General features: G+C 66.8%; 14 protein-coding genes. 9 read left to right on the top strand and 5 right to left on the bottom strand.

Going from position 1 to position 20,506, the window contains the following annotated elements; genetic code table 11:
• The first annotated feature begins 92 nt into the window (after positions 1-92).
• Entirely contained in the window at positions 93-1,451 is a 1,359-nt protein-coding gene (locus QH196_RS13860; protein ID WP_280416192.1) for an FAD-binding oxidoreductase, read from the top strand.
• 203 nt (positions 1,452-1,654) lie between these two features.
• Complete coding sequence (gene uidA / locus QH196_RS13855; RefSeq protein WP_280416191.1) at positions 1,655-3,460, top strand: beta-glucuronidase; 1,806 nt, start codon at positions 1,655-1,657, stop codon at positions 3,458-3,460.
• 147 nt (positions 3,461-3,607) lie between these two features.
• On the opposite strand, the gene QH196_RS13850 is transcribed toward uidA, so the two are convergent.
• Both QH196_RS13850 and QH196_RS13845 read right to left on the bottom strand, forming a co-directional pair.
• Positions 3,608-4,114 (bottom strand): hypothetical protein, encoded by a 507-nt coding sequence (locus tag QH196_RS13850; protein WP_280416190.1) that lies wholly within the window; start codon positions 4,112-4,114, stop codon positions 3,608-3,610.
• A gap of 106 nt (positions 4,115-4,220) precedes the next feature.
• Complete coding sequence (locus QH196_RS13845; RefSeq protein ID WP_280416189.1) at positions 4,221-5,231, bottom strand: D-2-hydroxyacid dehydrogenase; 1,011 nt, start codon at positions 5,229-5,231, stop codon at positions 4,221-4,223.
• Between the two features lie 496 nt (positions 5,232-5,727).
• Here QH196_RS13845 and QH196_RS13840 point away from each other — a divergent pair, with 496 nt between their 5' ends.
• The 4 genes from QH196_RS13840 to QH196_RS13825 are packed head-to-tail and all read left to right on the top strand — an operon-like array spanning position 5,728 to position 10,874.
• Complete coding sequence (locus tag QH196_RS13840) at positions 5,728-7,281, top strand: ABC transporter substrate-binding protein (protein WP_280416188.1); 1,554 nt, start codon at positions 5,728-5,730, stop codon at positions 7,279-7,281.
• Between the two features lie 6 nt (positions 7,282-7,287).
• The gene (locus tag QH196_RS13835; protein ID WP_280416187.1) at positions 7,288-8,229 is read left to right on the top strand and encodes an ABC transporter permease; all 942 of its coding nucleotides are present in this window, start codon (positions 7,288-7,290) and stop codon (positions 8,227-8,229) included.
• Positions 8,226-10,028, top strand: coding sequence for a dipeptide/oligopeptide/nickel ABC transporter permease/ATP-binding protein (locus QH196_RS13830; RefSeq protein ID WP_280416186.1), 1,803 nt, complete (start codon positions 8,226-8,228; stop codon positions 10,026-10,028). Before QH196_RS13835 ends, QH196_RS13830 begins: the two co-directional genes overlap by 4 nt.
• 9 nt (positions 10,029-10,037) lie before the next feature.
• Complete coding sequence (locus QH196_RS13825; protein WP_280416185.1) at positions 10,038-10,874, top strand: ATP-binding cassette domain-containing protein; 837 nt, start codon at positions 10,038-10,040, stop codon at positions 10,872-10,874.
• A 125-nt stretch (positions 10,875-10,999) separates the two neighbouring features.
• Here QH196_RS13825 and QH196_RS13820 read toward each other — a convergent pair whose 3' ends face one another.
• The gene (locus tag QH196_RS13820) at positions 11,000-11,881 is read right to left on the bottom strand and encodes an NAD(P)-dependent oxidoreductase (protein ID WP_280416184.1); all 882 of its coding nucleotides are present in this window, start codon (positions 11,879-11,881) and stop codon (positions 11,000-11,002) included.
• Positions 11,882-12,150: 269 nt separating this feature from the next.
• Here QH196_RS13820 and QH196_RS13815 point away from each other — a divergent pair, with 269 nt between their 5' ends.
• Entirely contained in the window at positions 12,151-13,185 is a 1,035-nt protein-coding gene (locus tag QH196_RS13815; protein WP_280416183.1) for a LacI family DNA-binding transcriptional regulator, read from the top strand.
• Here the strand turns inward: QH196_RS13815 and QH196_RS13810 are convergent.
• Positions 13,177-13,974, bottom strand: coding sequence for an alpha/beta fold hydrolase (locus QH196_RS13810; protein WP_280416220.1), 798 nt, complete (start codon positions 13,972-13,974; stop codon positions 13,177-13,179). The two genes, QH196_RS13815 and QH196_RS13810, sit on opposite strands and share 9 nt — an antisense overlap.
• A 352-nt stretch (positions 13,975-14,326) precedes the next feature.
• On the opposite strand from QH196_RS13810, the gene QH196_RS13805 reads away from it, so the two are divergent.
• Positions 14,327-16,393 (top strand): alpha-amylase family protein, encoded by a 2,067-nt coding sequence (locus QH196_RS13805; protein WP_280416182.1) that lies wholly within the window; start codon positions 14,327-14,329, stop codon positions 16,391-16,393.
• Positions 16,394-17,527: 1,134 nt separating this feature from the next.
• On the opposite strand, the gene QH196_RS13800 is transcribed toward QH196_RS13805, so the two are convergent.
• Positions 17,528-19,705: a malate synthase G gene (locus QH196_RS13800; RefSeq protein ID WP_280416181.1), complete on the bottom strand. Its 2,178-nt coding sequence runs from the start codon at positions 19,703-19,705 to the stop codon at positions 17,528-17,530.
• A 448-nt stretch (positions 19,706-20,153) separates the two neighbouring features.
• Between QH196_RS13800 and QH196_RS32535 the strand changes: the two genes are divergently transcribed.
• Positions 20,154-20,506, top strand: a 353-nt coding sequence (locus QH196_RS32535) for a TetR family transcriptional regulator (protein WP_432279488.1), incomplete at its 3' end; no start/stop codon positions are given.

Genomic DNA, 20,506 nt, shown 5'->3' with positions numbered 1-20,506 from the left:
CGATTGCCGGCTCCTGTGCCCGTCTGTTTCGTTGGAATGGGCCACTTCGAATTGTCGGCAGGTTTCTGCCAGTGAAGGGAAAAGAGCACGCTGTGAACATCGACGACCTGCGTAGCCGACTGCCCGCGGGCACGGTGGTGAGCGACCCGGACATCCTCGCCGCCTACCGGCAGGACCGGGCACTCGATCCCGCCGCGGGCACCGCCCGCGCACTCGTCCGGCCGGTCGACACCGCGCAGGTGGCCACGGTCATGCGCTGGGCGCACGAGCACCGCATCGCGGTGGTGCCACGCGGCGCGGGCACCGGGCTCTCGGGCGGCGCCACCGCGCAGAACGGCGCGCTGCTGCTGAGTACCGAACGCATGCGCGAGATCACGGTGGACGCCGTGACCCGCACGGCGGTGGTACAGCCCGGACTGCTCAATTCCGAGGTGAAACGGGCCGTCGCCGAGCGCGGACTCTGGTATCCCCCGGACCCGTCGTCCTTCGAGATCTGCTCCATCGGCGGCAACGCGGCCACCAACGCCGGTGGTCTCTGCTGCGTGAAATATGGCGTGACCACCGATTACGTATTGGGTATGGAGGTCGTCCTGGCCGACGGCACCGTGGCGCGGCTGGGCGGGCCACGGCTCAAGGACTCCGCCGGCCTCTCGCTGACCAAACTGTTCGTCGGCAGCGAGGGCACACTGGGCGTCATCACCGAACTCACCCTGCGCCTGCTGCCCGCGCAACCGCCGCAGTCCACCGTGGTGGCCACCTTCCGCACCCTCGCTGCCGCCACCGAGGCCATTCTCGCCATCACCGGCGCACTACGGCCCTCCATGCTGGAGTTCATGGACGCGGTCGCCGTGAACGCCGTCGAGGACGAGTTGCGGATGGGGCTGGACCGGCAGGCGGCGGGGCTCCTGGTCGCCCGCTCCGACGCTCCCGGCGAATACGCCGGGCTCGAAGCCGAACGAATCCTCACCGCCTGCGAAAACGCGGGAGCCACCGAGGCATTCCGGACCGATGATCAGGAAGAGGGCGAGGCGTTCTGCGCCGCCCGGCGATTCGCCATCCCCGCAGTGGAACGTAAAGGATCCCTCTTGCTCGAGGACGTGGGCGTCCCGCTGCCACGACTGAGTGAACTGGTCACCGGAATCGCCGCGATCGCCGAGCGCCGGAAGGTTCTCATATCGGTCATCGCGCATGCAGGCGACGGCAACACCCACCCGCTCATCGTGCACGATCCGCAGGATCCCGGCGAAACCGCCCGTGCTCACGAGGCTTTCGGCGAGATCATGGACCTGGCCATCGCACTGGGCGGCACCATCACCGGCGAACACGGAGTGGGACGGCTCAAGAAGGCCTGGCTGCCCGGTCAACTCGGTCCCGAGGTCATGGACCTGTCCCGCCGCATCAAAGACGCGCTCGATCCGCACGGCATCCTGAATCCCGGCGCGGTCCTGTAGGCCCGCCGATGCTCATTGCCCGGTTCCTGCGCGCGAAGACAACCGGCTGAGCGCCGGTTGCCCGAGTCTCGTGGACACGGCGATCTAGGAGCGTCCGTGCACCGCCGAACCGAGCAGCGAGCGGATGCTCGAACCGGAGCGAGACCGATGCCTTGTACAGCCGTACCGATACCGTGACAACTACCCCATCCGAGGAGAAACTGATGCTCGCACCCAAGCCCACCGCCACTCGTGAGCTGGTATCGCTGGACGGGATCTGGCGTTTCGCCATCGACACAGCGGCCGGTGACCGGCCGTGGCTGGGTCGACTCGACGGCACGCTCGAAGCCGCCGTCCCGGCCAGCTACAACGACCTTTTCGTCGATCCGGCCATTCGTGACCACGTCGGCTGGGTGTGGTATCAACGCACTGTCCGTGTCCCGCGCGGCTGGGCCGGGGAGCGGATCCTCGTCCGGGTGGACGCCGCGACGCATGCCGGCAAGGTCTATGCCGACGACCGGCTCGTCGCCGAGCATTCGGGCGGTTACACCCCCTTCGAGGCCGATATCACCGACGTGGTCACCGCGGGCGCCGAGTTCCGGCTCACCATCGGGGTGAGTAATGAGCTCACCGATACGACCATTCCGCCGGGCACCATCACGGTCACTCCGGACGGCCGCCGGCAGCAGAAGTACCTGCACGACTTCTACAACTACGCCGGGCTCGCCCGGTCGGTGTGGCTGTACAGCGTGCCGCCGGTGCGGATCTCGGATATCACCGTCGTCACCGAGGTGGACGGAACCGCCGGCGTCGTGGACTACTCCGTCGCGACAACCGGACCCGCGTCCGTCCGGGTACGACTGAAGGACGCGGCCGGCGTCGAGGTGGCGGCCGGCGAGGGCGCGCGCGGGTCTCTGCGCGTTCCCGATGTCACCCTGTGGCAACCGGGCCGAGCCTACCTGTACGAATTGACGGCCGAGATCCGCGACGGTGACGGCACCGTGCTCGACGAGTATCCGCTGCAGGTCGGCGTGCGCCCCGTCGAGGTGCGCGGCACGCAGTTCCTCATCAACGGAGAGCCGTTCTACTTCACCGGGTTCGGCAAGCACGAGGACACGGCCGTCCGCGGTAAGGGCCACGACGACGCCTACCTCGTCCACGATTTCCAGCTGATGGACTGGATCGGCGCGAATTCGTTCCGTACCTCGCACTATCCGTACGCCGAAGAAGTGATGGACTTCGCCGACCGGCACGGAATCGTTGTCATCGACGAAACCGCGGCGGTCGGGCTCAATCTCTTCATCGAGGGCGGTATCGGCCGCGGCGACAAACGCCCCACATTCTCACCCGAGACCATGAACGACGAAACGAGGAACGCGCACGCCCAGGCGCTGCGCGAGCTCATCGCCCGCGACAAGAACCATCCCAGTGTGGTGATGTGGTGCGTATCCAACGAGCCGTCCTCCATCGAGGAAGGTGCGCGCGAATATTTCGAGCCGCTCGTCGCACTCACCCGCGAACTCGATCCCACGCGTCCGGTGACCTACGCCAGCTTCATGTTCGCCACCCCGGACAACGACCGCATCGCCGACCTCTTCGACGTCCTCGGCCTCAACCGCTATCACGGCTGGTATCTCGCCAACGGCGACCTCACCACGGCCGAAGCCGACCTGGAAGCCGAGCTCACCGCGTGGGCGGCCGCGCACGGGAAGCCGATCATCATGAGCGAGTACGGTGCCGACACCATGCCCGGTCTGCATTCGGTCTGGGACATTCCCTGGACGGAGGAATATCAGACCGCCTTCCTGGAGATGCACCATCGCGTTTTCGACCGCATCGAGGCACTGGTGGGCGAGCATGTATGGAATTTCGCCGACTTCCGGACATCGAACGGTATCCACCGCGTAGACGGCAACAAAAAGGGTGTATTCACCCGCGATCGTCAGCCCAAGGCCGCCGCACACAGCCTGCGCAGCCGCTGGCGGCGGATCGGTAACAGGAAACCGGACGCCCCGGGACCGCAGGCCTGATCCAGGCGCGATCGAGGCTGTGGCCCTGCCTGCACCGGGCGGCCACAGCCTCTGTCTGACTGCCGGCTGCTCCGGAAAGGTACCCATTCCGAGCAAGCGACCCGCCGGTTTCCGGGGGCTCGCGGCAGACGAGTCCACAAGACACTGTCACGACATCGGGACGAGATCGCGAGTACCCCGACCGGAAAGCCGCCCACAACAGTAGAATCGCTCGACCGGATCGCCCGCGAACGATGATCCGACGGCAACCAGTGCCTGTGTCTTGAAGACCCGCGCGGCGGCGCTCGGGCGGTGCAGCACAGAGTCGACAGGCCGACCGAAATCGCTGGGTAGGCCCGGCCCCCAGAACGTCACCTCGTCGGCCAGGCAATGTGCGAGGACCCTCGACAACCCGTCGCGGACACGGGCATCGGTTGCCCAGAGCTCGATATCGAGCGCGAGCGCATGGGGTATCAGTCCACGCCACTGCGCGGTCATCCCGGCCTCCAGATCGTCGACACGCACGCCCAGAATCTCCAGCGGCCGCGATTCGGTGTGATCGGCGACCAGTACGATGACCTCCCATCCGGCCGACACCCGGTCGAACAGCCAGCCGCCCGCCGCGCGCACCACGCCGGCGACCGTGGGGGCCAGCACGACCAGGCGAGGTCGCACAGGATGCCTCCGGATACCGATCACCGCACCCGGTCCCGGATCGGCCGATCGGCTGCTACGCCGAGGGAAATCCACGAGACGAACGACCACGGCATCGTTGCGTGGTTCAGAGCCGCGGAGTGTAGACATCTCGCTCCGTCAGCGCGTTCAGCATCGGTTCGCCCGCGCGGTAGCGTCGGAGGTTCTCGACGATCATATCGATCGTGCGCTGCGTCCGATCGGGTAACCGCGGCGTCGAATGCGGCGTGATGACTACATTCGGCGCATCCCACAACGGGGATTCCGGTGGTAGTGGCTCGGGGTCGGTGACATCCAGCCCCGCACCGGCGATCTGCCCGGCGTGGAGCGCCTCGATCAGTGCGTCCTGGTCGATGATCGGCCCGCGTGCCATGTTGATGACGAAAGCCGACTCCTTCATCCGGGCGAACTCGGCGGCGGAGAACATGTGGTGCGTCTTGTCCGTCAGCTGTGCGGCGATCATGACGACATCTGCTTCGTCGAGCAGCCGCTCCAATCCGTCGCCACGGTCCGCGGACAGCATGGTGTCCACATCCGCCGCATGGTCCGCGGCGCTGCGGCGGTAGACGATCACCTTCATCCCGAACGCCTTCCCGAGGCGCGCCATCTCCTTGGCGGTATGGCCGTAGCCCACGATGCCGAGCGTCTTGCCGTACAGCGCGAGTCGCTCTTCGGACCCCAGGAAGCCCTGCCAGCGATGTGCGTCCTGCTGCCGGAACAGTCGCCGGGCATCGAAGGTGAGCGCAAGCGCGAAATAGAACCCGTGCTGGGCGAGTGCGGGCGCCGACCGGCCGGCGGAGCCGGTGACGACCAGATCGCGGGCGAACAGTTCGGGCACCGCGGACCTGGTGAGACCGGAATGGTCGCAGTGCACCCAGCGCAGCCGAGGCGCCTCGAGATGTCTCCGGTCGATATCTCCCAGCAGTACCGCGACGTCCACATGTTCGAGGGCAGCGGCGATACCCTCCGCATCCCAGGGCTGGATGTGGAGGAACTCCGCGGGAGCGAACGCCTGCCGCAGCTGCTCGATCTCCTCCGGGGTGTACATGACCGTGGCGAGAACACTCCGGACTTCACGGGGGCGCCGGTCATCGTTCATGAATGCACACATCCTTGTGGTTACCAGCCGCTACACCGGGTCACAGTGGCATAGCGCTATCAGGGCGTCAATCGGTTGCCAAGACTTGTCCAGCCGGGTTACCGTTCGGGCGGAGCTACCGCGCCACCGGGCGGCCATATCCGGCGTATTGTGCCGAATCCGCCGACTCCGGCTCCTGCGCTCGGGTGTCGGCCGCTCGGGTACTGGCGTGGGCGCGACCACCGCACCGGCCCTCGTGGCCGGCGGCCGGCAAGGATCGGCCCCGCTACAGCGGCAGCCCGGAGGGCGCTTCTGCCTGGGTTCGAGAATACCCCTCTCGAAAACTGCGAATGATAATTCCGATTTGGGATAACCTCCAGGCAGGTCACTAGAGACTATGCGCCGGACTGCCCGATTCCGAAGCGATCGAGCGCGGTGACAACCCATGGCAACCGCTTGTGGGTTATCGCTGTGGGCCGCGTAATTGACACACATCACAGAACAAGGAAGTTCGTATATGTCTTGTCAATCACTTCGCTCGCGCCGCCGCCCGCGCCTGCCGGCCGTACTGGTCGCCGGGCTCCTGTGGGCCGCGGTGGCCGGCTGCGGTGTCGACCAAGCCTCGGGCCCCTCGGCGACCTCGGGCGACGCGACACTCGCCTTCGCGGTCCAGGGCGCACCGAACTCCCTCGATCCCGCACAGCTGGTGGAGGGCCAGCAAGCCTACGTGTGGTCGGGAATCTTCGACACCCTCCTGTACCTGGACAACGATGGAAAACTACAGCCCAACGCGGCCGAGAGCTGGCAGATCAGCGACGACGCTCGTACAGTTACCCTGACCCTGCGCGCCGGCATGACCTTCAGTTCCGGTGCCCCGGTGAACGCGGCCGCGGTGAAGACGACCATGGAGCGCACCAAGGCGACGCCCGGGCCGATGCAGAACTGGCTGGACGTGGTCGAAGCCGTCCGCACACCGGACGATCGCACCGTCGTCCTCGAACTCGCCCGGCCCGACGCCGGTCTGCTGCCCGCACTTGCCATGGGACCGGGAGTAATCGGCGATCCGGCAACCATCGACCGGCCCGGCACAGCCTTGAACCCGGTCGGCTCCGGGCCGTACACCCTCGATACCGCGCAGACTGTGCACGGGACGACCTATGTGCTGAACCGCCGCGACGACTACTGGAACGCCGACGCGTATCCCTTCGCCACAGTGAAGGTCCGCGTGATCCCCGACCGTACGGCCGTTTTGAACGCCCTTCAGGCGGGTGAACTCAATGCGGGCTCCGTCGAGGTCACGCACCTGCCCCGACTCGAAGCGAGCGGCTTCCAGGTCACTCCGGTCGAAGGTGCCTCGCTGGTCAGCCTGATCATTGCCGATCGAAAAGGCGAACTGGTTCCCGCCCTTGCCGATCAACGCGTCCGCGCGGCGATCAACATGGCCTTCGATCGCACGAAAATTGTCGGACAGCTCATCCACGGATCCGGCAAACCCACGGTGCAGACCTTCAGCCCACAAGGGCCGGCCTACGATCCCGCGTTGGCGAACGAGTACGCCTTCGATGTCGCCGGTGCCAAGAGGCTCCTGGCCGAGGCGGGCTACCCGGACGGGTTTGCGGTGACGATGCCGGAAACGGCTCATGCCAAGCCTTTCGCCCCTACCGTCACCCAATCACTGGCGGCCATCGGTATCACCGTGAACTGGGAGCCGATACCGCAACAGCAGGCACCCGCCGCCGTGGCGTCGAAACGATTCCCCCTGGTGCTCGCCATCGACGCCGCCGCCCCGTTTCCTCGTGAACTGCAGGGATTCGCACCGGAGCACGCACGTAATCCTTTCCACACCGTCGAGCCGGAGCTCACCGCACTGATCGATCAGTTCAACCGGGCGCTCGATCCGGAGCGTGCCGACGAACTGGCCAAGGAGATCAATGCGTTCACCGTGCGATACGCGTGGGATGCGCCCCTACTGCACGTCACCGTCAACTGGGTGACCAGAACGGGCATCGAGTTCGTGGCGCTCAGCGCGCGGGGGCTGAGCTCCGTACGACAGTTCGATATCGGGACGTGATCGGGCATGGTCCTCTACGCGCTGCGGCGGCTGGCAATCGGCTCGGTACTGGCCGTGCTGGTCACCTTGATCACCTATGTGCTGCTGAGTAGCTCGTTCGACAGTATCGTGCACGGAGTCGTGGGCCCCGCCGCAACCCCGGAGACCATCGCGGCTCGCAAAACCGCTATGGGGCTGGACCGCCCGATCCTGGTGCAGTATGCCGATTGGCTGAGTCACGCGATCCGGGGTGATTTCGGTGTCTCCTACTTCACCAGCGAACCGGTCGGACCGGCCGTCTCCACCCGCCTCGGCGTGACGCTGTCCGTCGTCGTGGTCGCTCTGGTCATCACCGCCGTCGTCAGTGCGGCCCTGGGTGTCCTGGCGGCCACCCGCAGCGGCGCGATCGACCGCATGGCGCAGGGCGTATCCCTGACCGGAATGCTGCTGCCGAATCTGCTGCTGGCGATCATCCTGGTCTACGTCCTCGCCATCGAACTGAAGCTGCTGCCCGCCACCGGCTTCACCCACTTCAGCGAGGATCCCGCCCGCTGGGCGGCCACCATCACCATTCCGGTGATCGTGCTGGTCATCAATGGAATCGCCAATCTCAGCGCGCAAGTGCGCGGCGCGATGATCGACGAACTGCGCAAGGACTACGTCCGCACCCTGCGCACCCGGGGTATCTCCACCCGGTCGGTGGTGCTGCGGCATGCCTTGCGTAATGCCGCCGGGCCGGCGCTGACAGTGCTCTCGCTGGAGTTCATCACCATGCTCGGCGGGGCGCTCATCATCGAAAACGTGTTCGCGATGCCCGGTTTCGGTTCGTACGCCTTCACCTCGGCCGTCCAGGGCGACGTGCCGGTCATCATGGGCATCACGCTGTTCGCCGTGCTGCTGGTCGTGGGCATCAACCTGACCGTGGACCTGGTGAACGGCTGGCTGAACCCGAAGGCGAGGATCCATTGAACGCGGCACTTCCCCCCACCGGCGTGGCCACCACCGACGAACCGATAACTCGCACCGGCACGGTCCGGCGACTGCTCGGCGATCCGCAGGCCGTCGCCACCGCCGGGATCCTCCTCGTCTTCGTGGCACTCGGCCTGGCGGCCCCCGTATTGGCCGGGCACGACCCGAACTTCGCTTCCCTGGACGCGGTCAACGCGGATATCGGGACACCCGGCTTCCCGCTCGGCGGCGACCAGAACGGGCGCGATATGTTCGCGCGATTGCTGCACTCGATCAACACCAGCGTGGTATCGGCGCTCATCGGCACGAGTATCGCGCTGATCATCGGGGTCAGCTCCGGCCTCGTCGGTGGCTATTTCGGTACCCGCACCCGCGTGGTCACCGAATGGGTGTTCAACCTGATCATGACCTTTCCCGGGCTGCTGCTGCTGATCGTGCTCATGCCGGTCACCCAGGGCGACTTCCGGGCCACCATGGCGATCTTCGGCGTGCTGCTGTCGCCCGCGGTGTACCGCATCACGCGCAATCAGGTGCTCGGTGTGAAGAACGAACTGTTCGTGGATGCCGCGCGGGTATCCGGGCTGCCGGACCGGCGCATCCTGGCCCGGCACGTACTGTTCGTGGTCCGGGGGCCGATCATCATCGCCACCGCCTTCCTCGCCGGATCCGCCATCGGTGTACAGGCGGGACTGGCATTCCTCGGTGTCGGTTCCAGCTCGGTGCCGAGCTTCGGCGCCATGATCGCCGACGGCTTCGTCAACCTGTATGTCGAGCCACTCCAGTTCGTCTGGCCGAGCCTGGCTCTCGGCGTCATGACCGCGTCGCTGGTGCTATTCGGCAATGCCCTGCGCGACACCTTGGAGGGTCCCCGCCACAAACCCGTCAAGATAGCGGGCGCGCGACGTCCACCCGCCCTCGACAACGACGATATGCCCACCACGTCCGGGCTGTTGACGGTACAGGATCTCACCATCGCTTATCCGTCGCCGTCCGGTGAGCTCAGAGAGGTGGTCAGCGGCGTCTCGTTCAGCCTCGACGCCGGCGAAACCTTGGGGCTGGTGGGCGAATCCGGTTCCGGTAAGACCCAGACCGCCTTCGCTGTCCTCGGTGTTCTCCCGCCCGAGGCGGTGGTCACCAGTGGATCCGTCATGATCGACGGGTACGAACTGCTCGGCCGCAGCGAAAAACAACTTCGTGCCGTACGCGGACGCGATATCGCCTATGTGCCGCAGGAGCCGATGACCAATCTCGACCCCTCGGTCACGATCGGCTCGCAACTCGCCGAGGGAGTGCGTGCTGCTACGCCGATGTCGCGCCGAGCAGCCCACAAACGGGTTATCGCCCTGCTGGGCCAAGTGGGCATCCCGGACCCCGAGCGGACATTCTCCTGCTACCCGCACCAGATCTCCGGTGGTATGGCGCAACGCGTTCTCATCGCCGGTGCGGTCGCGTCCCGGCCCCGGGTACTCATCGCCGACGAACCGACCACCGCGCTCGATGTCACCGTGCAGGCCGAGATCCTGGATCTGCTCCGGGACCTACAGCAACAACTGGATATGGCAGTACTGCTGGTGACCCACAATTTCGGCGTGGTGGCCGACCTGTGCGATCGCGTGGCGGTGATGCGCCGCGGCGAGATCGTCGAATCCGGAGACACCCGCACGCTCTTCACCGAGCCACAGCACGAATACACCCGGATGCTGCTCGATTCCATCCTCGACGGCAGCGTGGTACGCACCGATCCACCCACCGGTGGAGCTGACGAGACAACCATCCCGACCGCCATGGCTGCGGAGTGAGTGAGCGTGATGACTTCCCTCCTCGAAGTGAACGATCTACGCGTCGGCTTTCCGGGTCGCGGATTCCGTGCCCGGCCGGTCGAAGTGCTGCACGCGGTGTCGCTGACCGTCGCTGCCGGTGAGACCTTGGGCCTGGTCGGCGAATCCGGGTCCGGAAAAACCACCATCGGGCGTGCCGTACTGGGCTTGGTACGGCCGAGCGGTGGAAGTATCCGATTCGACGGTGCGGACATCACCTCTCTCGGCGGCACCGCCCGGCGAGCGCTGGCCCGCGACCTGCAGGTGGTCTTCCAGGACCCGTACGGTTCCCTCAACCCCTCCCTGACGATCGGCGATATTCTCAGCGAGCCGCTGGTCGTGCAGGGCACCGAACCGGCCGCCGCCCGGGCCCGCATCGCCGAACTGCTGGACCAGGTCGGGCTGCCGGCCGACTCCGCCGAGCGCCTACCCCGGGAGTTCAGCGGCGGCCAGCGGCAACGCATCGCTATCGCCCGGGCGCTGGCTCCCGAGCCGAAGCTCATCGTCTGCGACGAACCCGTTTCCGCACTCGACCTGTCGACCCAGGCGCGGGTGCTCGACCTCTTCGTCGATATCCAGCGGCGCACCGGGGTGGCCTACCTGTTCATCTCCCACGATCTCGCCGTCATCCGGCATATCAGCCATCGGGTCACCGTGCTCTACCGCGGCGATATCGTGGAAACCGGCCCGGCCACCACCGTCACCGGCACCCCCGAACATCCGTACACCCGGCGCCTGCTCCTGGCCGCGCCCGTCACCGATCCGGTCGAGCAGCGACGCCGCCGCGAAGAGCGCCGACGGCTGGCCGAAACCGGCTCTACCGGATAGGAATCGGTTCACATCCGTGGTCGTTGCGGCCGCCCGCGACAGGGATCGCCGGAACGGCCGCGGGATAGTCGTCACCCGCCGGGTGCGCCACGCCCACACATCGCGGTGGGCGCGACGCACCCGGTTCAGCGGCCGGCCCGCGGCAGCTCGTGCCCGGACAACACGGTGACCAGATCGATCAGCGCGCCGTGGTCCCGGCCGCCGTAGCCCTGGGCGACAAGGGCACCCATGAGCTGAGCCACCACGGCTCCGAGCGGAATTGCCACTCCCGCTTCCCGGGCCGCGGACTGGAGGATCCCGAGATCCTTGTGGTGCAGATCGACCCGGAAGCCGGGCTCGAACCGGCGCTCGGCCATGGCCTGCGCTTTGCGGTCGAGGATCCGGTTGCCCGCCAGCCCGCCGGCAAGTACCCGGATCGCCGCCGCCGTATCCACCTCGTGGGCTCGCAGAAAGACCAGAGCCTCGGCGACCAGTTCGATGGTGCCCGCGACGATCAGTTGATTCGCGGCCTTGACGGTCTGCCCCGCGCCGGCGGCGCCGACGTGCACGACCGTGCCGCCGACGGCGTCCAGAACCGGTTTCGCAGTGGCGAAGTCCGCGTCCGCGCCGCCGACCATGATCGACAAGGTCCCGTCGACGGCACCTTGTTCCCCACCGGAAACCGGTGCATCCACCGCTCGGATCCGGGCGGCGATCTCGCGCGACACATCGGGCCTGATGGTGCTGCAGTCGATCAGCAGTGCACCGGGCGACGCATGGGCGAGCACACCCTCGGTGCCCAGCACCACTTCCCGGACATCCGGGGAGTCCGGCAGCATCGTGATGACCACCTCGGCGCCGCGGACTGCCTCGGCGATCGAGCCGGCGGCCTTACCGCCCGCCGCGACGAGACGGTCCACCTTGGCCAGGCTCCGGTTGTAGCCGGTGACATCGAAACCGGCCCCTACCAGGTTCGCCGCCATCGGGCCGCCCATGATCCCCAGGCCGAGGAAACCGATCTTCGTCATCGCATGTTCTCCCAATTCACCGTACTGATCGCCGACCGGGCTCACCGTCCGGCCGGCGATTCGGCGGTCGCCGAGTGCGCCGGTTCCCACCGAACCAACCGGCAGCGCAGTACCGCAATCTGTTGCGCCCAGTTGCCCTGTTCGCCGCACGGACAACTCCCGGCCCGTGGCGGGCGCGCTGTTCGGTCAACCGGTTGCCATAATCGGAGAGCTATCGATGCGACAGATCCTGGCAGAGGCCGGAAGACCGAACCCGATGAGGAGACGATGTGGCTGCGAGCAGGCGGGCAGGCGGTGGAACCCCCGGCGGCAACCGCGGTGCCGATGTGACGATCTACGATATCGCCCGAGCGGCCGAGGTGAGCCCGTCCACGGTCTCCCGCGCACTGCACAAGCCCGGCCGCATCAATGCCAAGACAGCGCAGCATATCCGGGACACCGCCCAGGCTCTCGGCTATCGGATCAATCCCCTGGCCCGTGCCCTGCCCACCGGGCGCACCCGCATGCTCGGCCTGCTCTTGTCCGATATCACCAATCCTGTCTTTTTCGACCTTGTCCGAGGAGCCGAGCGGATCACCGCCCGGCAGCGCTATACCCTGGTGGTCGCCGAATCGCAGGAGACCGCCGCGCTGGAGTGGGAGACAGCGGATCGGCTGCTCCCCTCGGTCGACGGACTCGTGCTGGTCGCTTCGCGCCTCGGCGACGATCAAATCCAGCGACTCGACGATCAACGTCCGGTCCTGCTGGTGAACCGCGTGGTACCCGGCGTCACCGGCATCGTTCCCGATGTACTCCCGGGCATCCGGGCGGCCCTGGACCATCTCGCCGACCTCGGGCACCGATCGCTGGCGTTCTTGTCCGGTCCTGCGAACTCCTGGATGAGCACTCTGCGGTGGGAAACACTGCTCGACGAAGCTCCCCGGCGATCGATGACCGTCGTCGAGATAGGGCCAGGTGAACCGACAACCGAAGGCGGCAGGAAGAGCCTCCGCCGCGTCGTCGCGTCAGGTGTGACCGCCGTAGTGACCTACAACGATCTGATGGCCATCGGCCTGCTCCAGGCGAGCAAGAACGCGGATATCGCCGTTCCGGAGCGGTTGAGCATCGTCGGATTCGATGACATATTCGGCTCCGATTTCACCACTCCGCCCATCACCACCATCCGGACACCGCTGGGCGCCATGGGCGAAGAGGCCGTTCGACGGCTCATCGCCCAGATCGACGACGAGGAACCGGAGGGCGGCGACAAACCACTGGAAACTGTATTCGTCCAGCGCGGCTCCACCACGACACCGTCATCCTGACTCCGCGCGACGACCCGAGGCATTCGCCGCCACGATTCGCGCGACCTCGGCAGGCGCTGCGGCGGGGGCCAGATGTCCCACGCCAGGCAGGATTTCGAGTCCGGCTCCGGGGATGGATCGGGCGATGAATCGCTGTTCGTCCGGCGGTGTCGCGATATCCCGGGCACCACCGACAACCACTGTCGGCGCCGACACCCTCGGTAGATCGCCACGCACATCCGCGGCGGCGAGGACATCGCACCCTACCGCGTACGCTTCCGGGCTGATCGACCGCAACATATCGGCATACGCCGCGACGATCTCGGGATCCCGGCGCCGGAACTCCGCAGTGAACCATCGGTCCATCACGAACGGCACGAGTGGTTCGAGGCCGCCCTGCCGGACGGCTCGGGCCCGCTCGATCCACCCTTGCGGCTCGTATACGGCCGCACTGCACAGAACAGTCAGTGAGGAGACGCGTTCGGGTGCACGGGCGGCGGCACGGATCGCGACCATTCCGCCGATCGATACCCCGGCGAGATGGACACGCTCGATATCGAAGCGGTCCAGGACGGCCAGGAAGTCGTCGACGAGAACATCGATCCCGGCGACGCCGTCCCCCAACGGGGCCCGTCCGTGCCCACGCTGATCGCAGCGGACGATATCGAACGACTCCCGCAGCCTCGCGACCACGTCGTCCCACAACTCCAGTGTCGTACCGAGGGAGTTCAACAGTGCAACGGTTCCGGCTCCGGGACCCGAGCGCACTGCGCGATCGAGAACGGCGCCACCAGCAGGACGACTGTGCATTGGACCGACACCCACCCTTGTGACGACTTCGGCGAAACACTTATCGCGGAACGGGACGACATCGCCCGAGAGGCAATGCTGCCCGGACCGGACCACCGTCGCACGCATCCCGGCCGACCGTCAACCGATTGCCATCCGGATCGGCCGAGACGGGAATCTGCACCGAACTATCGGCAAATTACTTGTCAGCCTCCACCACCCGTGTTGGCATCCGGTTGCCAAATGGAAGGACCACTGCTTGACTGTAACGCGACGGCGACGCCTCAGCGGTCCGCCACGGTAGTACGCCGACTATGCGACCGGCCCGTGATCAACGCCGCGCACAGCAGGTTTTGCGAAGGAGCTCACCCGCATGTCAGTCAGCACCGCCCACGGCACGCACAGTCGATGGCAGGAGCCGTTCACCGTCTTCCAGACCAACCTCCAGGACATCGACGCCACGATGGACGTTGCGGCTGCACTCGATGTCATCGAGCGGCACGGGGCCGACACCTGGCTGCTCAATGCCGGCGGGATCACCGCGTTCTATCCGACCGACCTGCCGTACCACGCGCGCAACCCATTCCTCGACCAGCGTCCCTCCGGCGACCTCCTGGGCGACGCGGTGACAGCAGCGAACCGGCGTGGGATACGGGTGCTCGCCCGGCTCGACCTGTCCAAGGTCTCCGCCGAAACCGCCGCCCGCCATCCCGACTGGCTGTTCGTCTCGCACAGTGGGCAACCGCAGATCTACCAAGGGCTTTACAGCACGTGCCCCTCCGGGGAGTACTACCAGCATCGTGCGCTCGACATCCTCGATGAGATACTCGACCGCTACCCGGTCGACGGCTTCTTCTTCAACTGGTTCAACTTCAATGAGCGGGACTACGGCCAGGTAATCCACGGCGTATGTCACTGCGCTTCCTGCCTGCAAGGATTCGCGGAGATGAGCGGCGGCGCACCGCTCCCCGACGACCATCGCTCCCCCAGCCTTCTACAGTGGCGCCGGTACACGGAGACAACGCTGGCAGGGCTGGCGAGGAAGTACAACCACCACACGGCGATCCGCGATCGGGACCTGGCGATGATCCTGCGCAAGGGCGCCCCGATCGTGTACCACGAAGGCAACAATTCCTTCCTGCAGATGCCGGGCAAGGATTTCTGGCCACACGCGACCGCGGAGGCGGTCAGCGCGCATATCTCGGCCCGCCCGGACATCCCGCTCGTGCTCAACACGGTGGCCCATATCGACTCCACGTACCGGATGGGGGCCGAGCAGCCGGAGCACGTCGCCCAGCATCTGATCCAGGCAATCGCACGCGGGGGAAATCCCTCCACCTACATCCTCGGCGCACCAGGCCGGCTCCCGATGACCAGCGTCTCGCTGGCCCAGGATGTCACACGATTCCATCGCGCACATCACGAGCTCTATGCGGCCCTGCACCCGGCAGCGTCGATTGCCCTGGTACGACCAGGGGCTCGCGGCGCCTCCGGCGCCTATTTGGACTCGATCGAGGAGTTCCGCGGTGTCTATCTCGCCCTGCAGGAGCGGCAGCTGCCGTTCGACGTCCTGCCGATCGACGATGTGACGACGCCGGCCATCGACCGCTACCGGCTGATCGTCCTCCCCGGCGTCGGATCAATCGGGCCGGATACCGCCACGGTGCTCGACGATTTCGTCCGACGCGGCGGCAACCTGCTCACCACCGGGACCAGCGGTGTCACTGCGGAAGGCACGGTGGAACTGACCTCCAGCCCGGCACTGCGCCGGATCGGAACAGCACTGTCCGGCCCGGATCTGTGGTCCACGTACGCGACATTGGACGAACAACCCCAGGCAACAGCGTTCCATTACGAGGGTTCCATAGTCCCGATATTCGGAGCGAACGCCCGCTATGTCTGGAAGCCGGCGGTCACCACGACCGGACAGATACTCGCCCAGGCGCCCTGGGGGCCGCCGGAACTCGCCTACGGCCACCGGACCAGCGGCGAACCGGCCGTCGCCGCGGCACATTTCGGTTCCGGTGTCCACTCGATGATCCCCTGGACCGTCGGGCGCACCTATCGCGAGTTCGGCAAGACCGAGGTGCGAGATCACCTGGTGCGCGTGCTCGAGCCGCTTGCCGACCACACCGTGAGCGCAGACCTACCGGAACGAGCAGAACTGATTCTCGGCCGCGACGACACCGGCCTGGTCGCGCACATACTCAACCACACGGGCGCAGGCCGACGATCGTTCGGCCCGCATATTCCGCTCAGCGGCTGCCGCCTGTTCCTCCACGGAGCGAACCGCGAGTCGCGGGCAACCGCACTGGTAGCCGGTCGAGAACTCAGCACACGCCGGACGGAATCATCGCTCGTCGTCGAGTTGCCCGTGATCGACCTGTTCGAGGTCGTCCGTATCGTCACACCTGGGAGTGCGGCACCGACCGGTCGATGACCCACCGCCCCCCGGGGGGCGACAGCCGAAGTCCCGGTGGCGGCCGGTAGCCCTCACCCGAGCAGCTCGGCCCGGGCAGTTCGTGGAATTGCCGGGTGGGAGTTTCTGATGGGAAGCGCTGATCCGGACGGTTTCCCCGATGACGGCGAACACCCCGTGCACCGAGTTCGGCTCCGGCCCTTCGTGATCGCGGCGCACGCCGTCACCAACGCCTACGCCCAGCATCCGGTGTGCTCCCCCAGCCGCGCTATGCCACAGGTGGACCTTCCCCGGCCTGGCGCCGCCACCAGCGGACGAACGGCCCGGACCGGCCGTCTGACGATACCGGGCGCCGTCGTCGGCGGATTCGTCCTCGATCAGCCGCGGGCCCGGTCGGTATGTCGCCATCGGGTGCCGCCGCGGCGCGGGCAGGCGCCCCATAGAGTGCACTCGAACAGGTGCCCCCGGCTGTGTTTTGGCGTCTCGTTCGCCTGATCACCTAGCACAATGACCGAACTCGGCAGCCCTACCTGGTACGCGCGATTCGCGGTCCAGGTGCCGGCCGACGCCGCGCTGCACCGGGGGGCGACGGAGGACTCGGCGAACTCGCCACCGTGGCACGTTACCGAAGGGGTTGAATCGGTGCCTGCCCGAGCTGCCCGCCGCCGTCCACGCCTCCCAGGTGCCCGAAACCAGGGACCAGCCCCACCTCTAAGATTGCCAACGATTAGCTGCCACGGAAATTCGTCGGCGTGTCGACGTGACGACATGCTGGAAGAGCATGCTCGGTGAGTTGCGCGACTGTGCCGGTCAGGAAGCGGTCGGCGCACGGGCCTCATTTCGGTGGACCGCTGAAGCAGTGGCCGATCCCCGTATCCGAGCGACACACCGTCGGCCGCCCACCAAATCTCACGCTCGCGTTACGCCACGACCGTACCCATCAAGGAGGGCAGCAGCTACGGCGCTGGTGAGGCATCGCTTTCCGACACGACAGCCTGACGGCGTGTGACCGTTTTTGTGACCGTTTCGAGCGTGGCAAAGCCGGTATCCACACTGATCTCCAGCTATCGCGGAGCCCCGCACCTGGTGTTCCTGATGCGGGGCCTCCGTTCGAAAAGAGCTGTCGGAAGCTACTTTTCGATCACCGAACAGCACTCACTGGTACTTGGCCTTGGCCTCGCGGCGGCGGCGGTGCAGGATCGGCTCGGTGTATCCGTTGGGCTGCGTGGTGCCCTCCAGGATCAGCTCCTTGGCGGCCTGGAAGGCGACACTTCCGGCGAAATCCGGGGCCATCGGCCGGTAGCCCGGGTCACCGGCGTTCTGCCGGTCCACCACCGGCGCCATCCGCTCCAGGCTGGCGATCACCTGGTCGGTGGTGACCACGCCGTGCCGCAGCCAGTTGGCCATCAGCTGGCTGGAGATGCGCAGGGTGGCGCGATCCTCCATGAGTGCGATATCGGAGATATCGGGGACCTTGGAGCAGCCCACACCCTGATCGATCCAGCGCACCACGTAGCCGAGGATCGACTGCGAGTTGTTGTCCAGCTCCTGCTGCTTATCGGCGTCGCTCCAATTCGTATCGGCCGCCAGCGGGATCTCCAGAATCTCGTCGACGCTCGCGCGGGCGCCGCCCTTGGCGAGCTCGGCCTGCCGCTTGAACACATCCACCAGGTGGTAGTGCGTGGCGTGCAGGGTGGCCGCCGTCGGCGAGGGCACCCAGGCGGTGGTCGCGCCGGCCTTCGGGTGACCGATCTTCTGTTCGAGCATCCCGGCCATCAGGTCGGGCATGGCCCACATGCCCTTACCGATCTGCGCCTTACCGGGCAGGCCCGCCGCGATCCCGGTATCGACGTTCCAGTCCTCGTAGGCCAGGATCCAGCGCTGGGTCTTCATCTCGGCCTTGCGGATCATCGGACCCGCCAGCATCGAGGTGTGGATTTCGTCGCCGGTGCGGTCCAGGAAGCCGGTGTTGATGAACACCACCCGGTCGGCGGCGGCATCGATGCAGGCCTTCAGATTCACCGTGGTGCGGCGTTCCTCGTCCATGATGCCGACCTTGAGGGTGTTGCGCGGCAGGTCCAGCACATCCTCGACGGCGGCGAACAGGTCGTTGGTGAACGCGACCTCGTCGGGCCCGTGCATCTTCGGCTTCACGATGTACACCGAGCCGGTGCGGCTGTTGGACAGCGCCACATCCTGGCGCAGCGAATGCTTGGCGATGAGGGAGGTGATGATGCCGTCCAGGATGCCCTCGGGCACCTCGTTACCGTCGGCGTCGAGGATGGCGTCGCTGGTCATCAGGTGCCCGACGTTGCGGACGAACAGCAGCGAGCGGCCGTGCAGCGCCAGCTCGGAACCGTCGAGCGCGGTGTAGACGCGGTCCGGGTTCATGGTGCGGGTGAAGGTTTTACCGTTCTTGGTGACCTCTTCGGCGAGATCACCCTTCATCAGGCCCAGCCAGTTGCGGTAGCAGAGGGTTTTGTCGTCGGCGTCGACCGCGGCCACCGAATCCTCGAAGTCCATGATCGTGGTGACCGCGGATTCGATGACGACATCCTTGACACCGGCGGTGTCGGTGCTGCCGATGGGCGATTCGGGATCGATCTGGATCTCGATATGCAGGCCGTTGTGCTTCAGCAGGATCGAGGTGGGCGCGGCCGGGTCGCCGAGGTAGCCGACGAGCTGGCCTGCGTCGGCCAGGCCGATCGTGGTGCCGTCCTCCAGGCCGACCTCGAGCTCCCCGTCGACGATGGCGTACGAGGTGGACCCGATATGCGAACCGGTGATCAGGGTGACGGCATCGTCGAGGAAATTACGCGCCCATTCGATGACCTTGTCACCGCGCACCTTGTTGTAGCCGGTGCCCTTTTCCGCGCCGCCGGTCTCCGGGATGGCGTCGGTGCCGTAGAGCGCGTCGTAGAGCGAACCCCAGCGCGCGTTGGCGGCGTTGATGGCGAAGCGGGCATTGCTGACCGGCACCACCAGCTGCGGACCGGCCGTGCTGCTGATCTCGTCGTCGACACCGGTGGTGCCGATCGTGAAATCCGCGGGTTCGGGGCGCAGATAACCGATCTCGGTGAGGAACTGCTTATACGCCGAGCGGTCGTAGTTCGCGCCCGGGTGCTCGCTGTGCCAGGCATCGAGTTTGCCCTGGATTTCGTCGCGTTCGGCCAGCAGGGCCCGGTTACGCGGAGCGAATTCATTGATGATCCGCTCGGCGCCGGCCCAGAACGCGGCGGAATCGACGCCGGTGCCGGGCAACGCCTCGTTCTCGACGAAGTCGTGGAGAACGGTGGCAACCTCGAGCCCGCCGACCTTTTTCCGCTCTGTCATCTACTTGCCTCACTTCCGCGAATACCGGGTGGAAAGTCGATGTATATGTTACCGACCGGTAGTGCCGCTTCGGCCGCCGGGTGAGAGCGCGGGCGCGTGCCGCCGTCCGCCCCGGACTCTACTCCGTTACCGACGGGCACCCCGCACTTCATAACGGCACCCGCGACACCGGGTATGGACGAACTCCGACCACCCGCAGCGTCGAGGATCTTCGGGCACCGCGTCCTGCGGTAACCACCGCCGTCTCGGCATGGGACGGCTGGTTGTCCCCCTCCCCGGGCACCGTCGCCCCGACCGCCTCTACCTGGGCCCTTGCTCAGCGGGCGGCGGGGACTTCGGGGTGGATATCGGAGCAGACCATCTGCGGAGTCCCATTGCCACGGCTATCAAGGCAGACCATCCGCAAAGGGGCGGGCTGTAATTTTTGAGACGCTCCGCGTCTCGAGGGGTGGGGGGGGGGGGGGGGGCGCGCCCCGGGGGGGGGGGGGGGGGGGGGGGGGGGGGGGGGGGGGGGGGGGGGCCGGGGGGGGGGTGGGGGGTTGACGCAATTGTGGGGGCGGGGGGGGGCGCCCCCGGGGGGCCCCATTGTGGTTCTCCCCCCACCCCCCCCCCGGGGCCCCCCCCCCCCCCCCCCCCCCCCCCCCCGCCCCCCCCCCCCCGGGGGGGGGGGGCGCCGGCCCGGCGGCGCCGCCTCGAACCAGACGAACGCCGGGCCCAGATCCTGGCCAAGGCGATCGAAATGTTCGGGGAGCGGCCCTACGCCGCGGTATCCACCGCCGAACTCGCGCAGCGCGCCGGGGT

This window comes from Nocardia carnea, assembly GCF_029868325.1.
GTDB lineage: Bacteria > Actinomycetota > Actinomycetes > Mycobacteriales > Mycobacteriaceae > Nocardia > Nocardia carnea_C.
This window is presented reverse-complemented; position numbering and strand designations above follow the sequence as displayed.

Coding starts and splice junctions, on each gene's coding strand:
- uidA (WP_280416191.1), top strand. CDS start 1,655: ATGCTCGCACCCAAGCCCACCGCCACTCGTGAGCTGGTATCGCTGGAC.
- QH196_RS13845 (WP_280416189.1), bottom strand. CDS start 5,231: ATGAACGATGACCGGCGCCCCCGTGAAGTCCGGAGTGTTCTCGCCACG.
- QH196_RS13840 (WP_280416188.1), top strand. CDS start 5,728: ATGTCTTGTCAATCACTTCGCTCGCGCCGCCGCCCGCGCCTGCCGGCC.
- QH196_RS13835 (WP_280416187.1), top strand. CDS start 7,288: ATGGTCCTCTACGCGCTGCGGCGGCTGGCAATCGGCTCGGTACTGGCC.
- QH196_RS13825 (WP_280416185.1), top strand. CDS start 10,038: ATGACTTCCCTCCTCGAAGTGAACGATCTACGCGTCGGCTTTCCGGGT.
- QH196_RS13820 (WP_280416184.1), bottom strand. CDS start 11,881: ATGACGAAGATCGGTTTCCTCGGCCTGGGGATCATGGGCGGCCCGATG.
- QH196_RS13810 (WP_280416220.1), bottom strand. CDS start 13,974: ATGCACAGTCGTCCTGCTGGTGGCGCCGTTCTCGATCGCGCAGTGCGC.
- QH196_RS13805 (WP_280416182.1), top strand. CDS start 14,327: ATGTCAGTCAGCACCGCCCACGGCACGCACAGTCGATGGCAGGAGCCG.
- QH196_RS13800 (WP_280416181.1), bottom strand. CDS start 19,705: ATGACAGAGCGGAAAAAGGTCGGCGGGCTCGAGGTTGCCACCGTTCTC.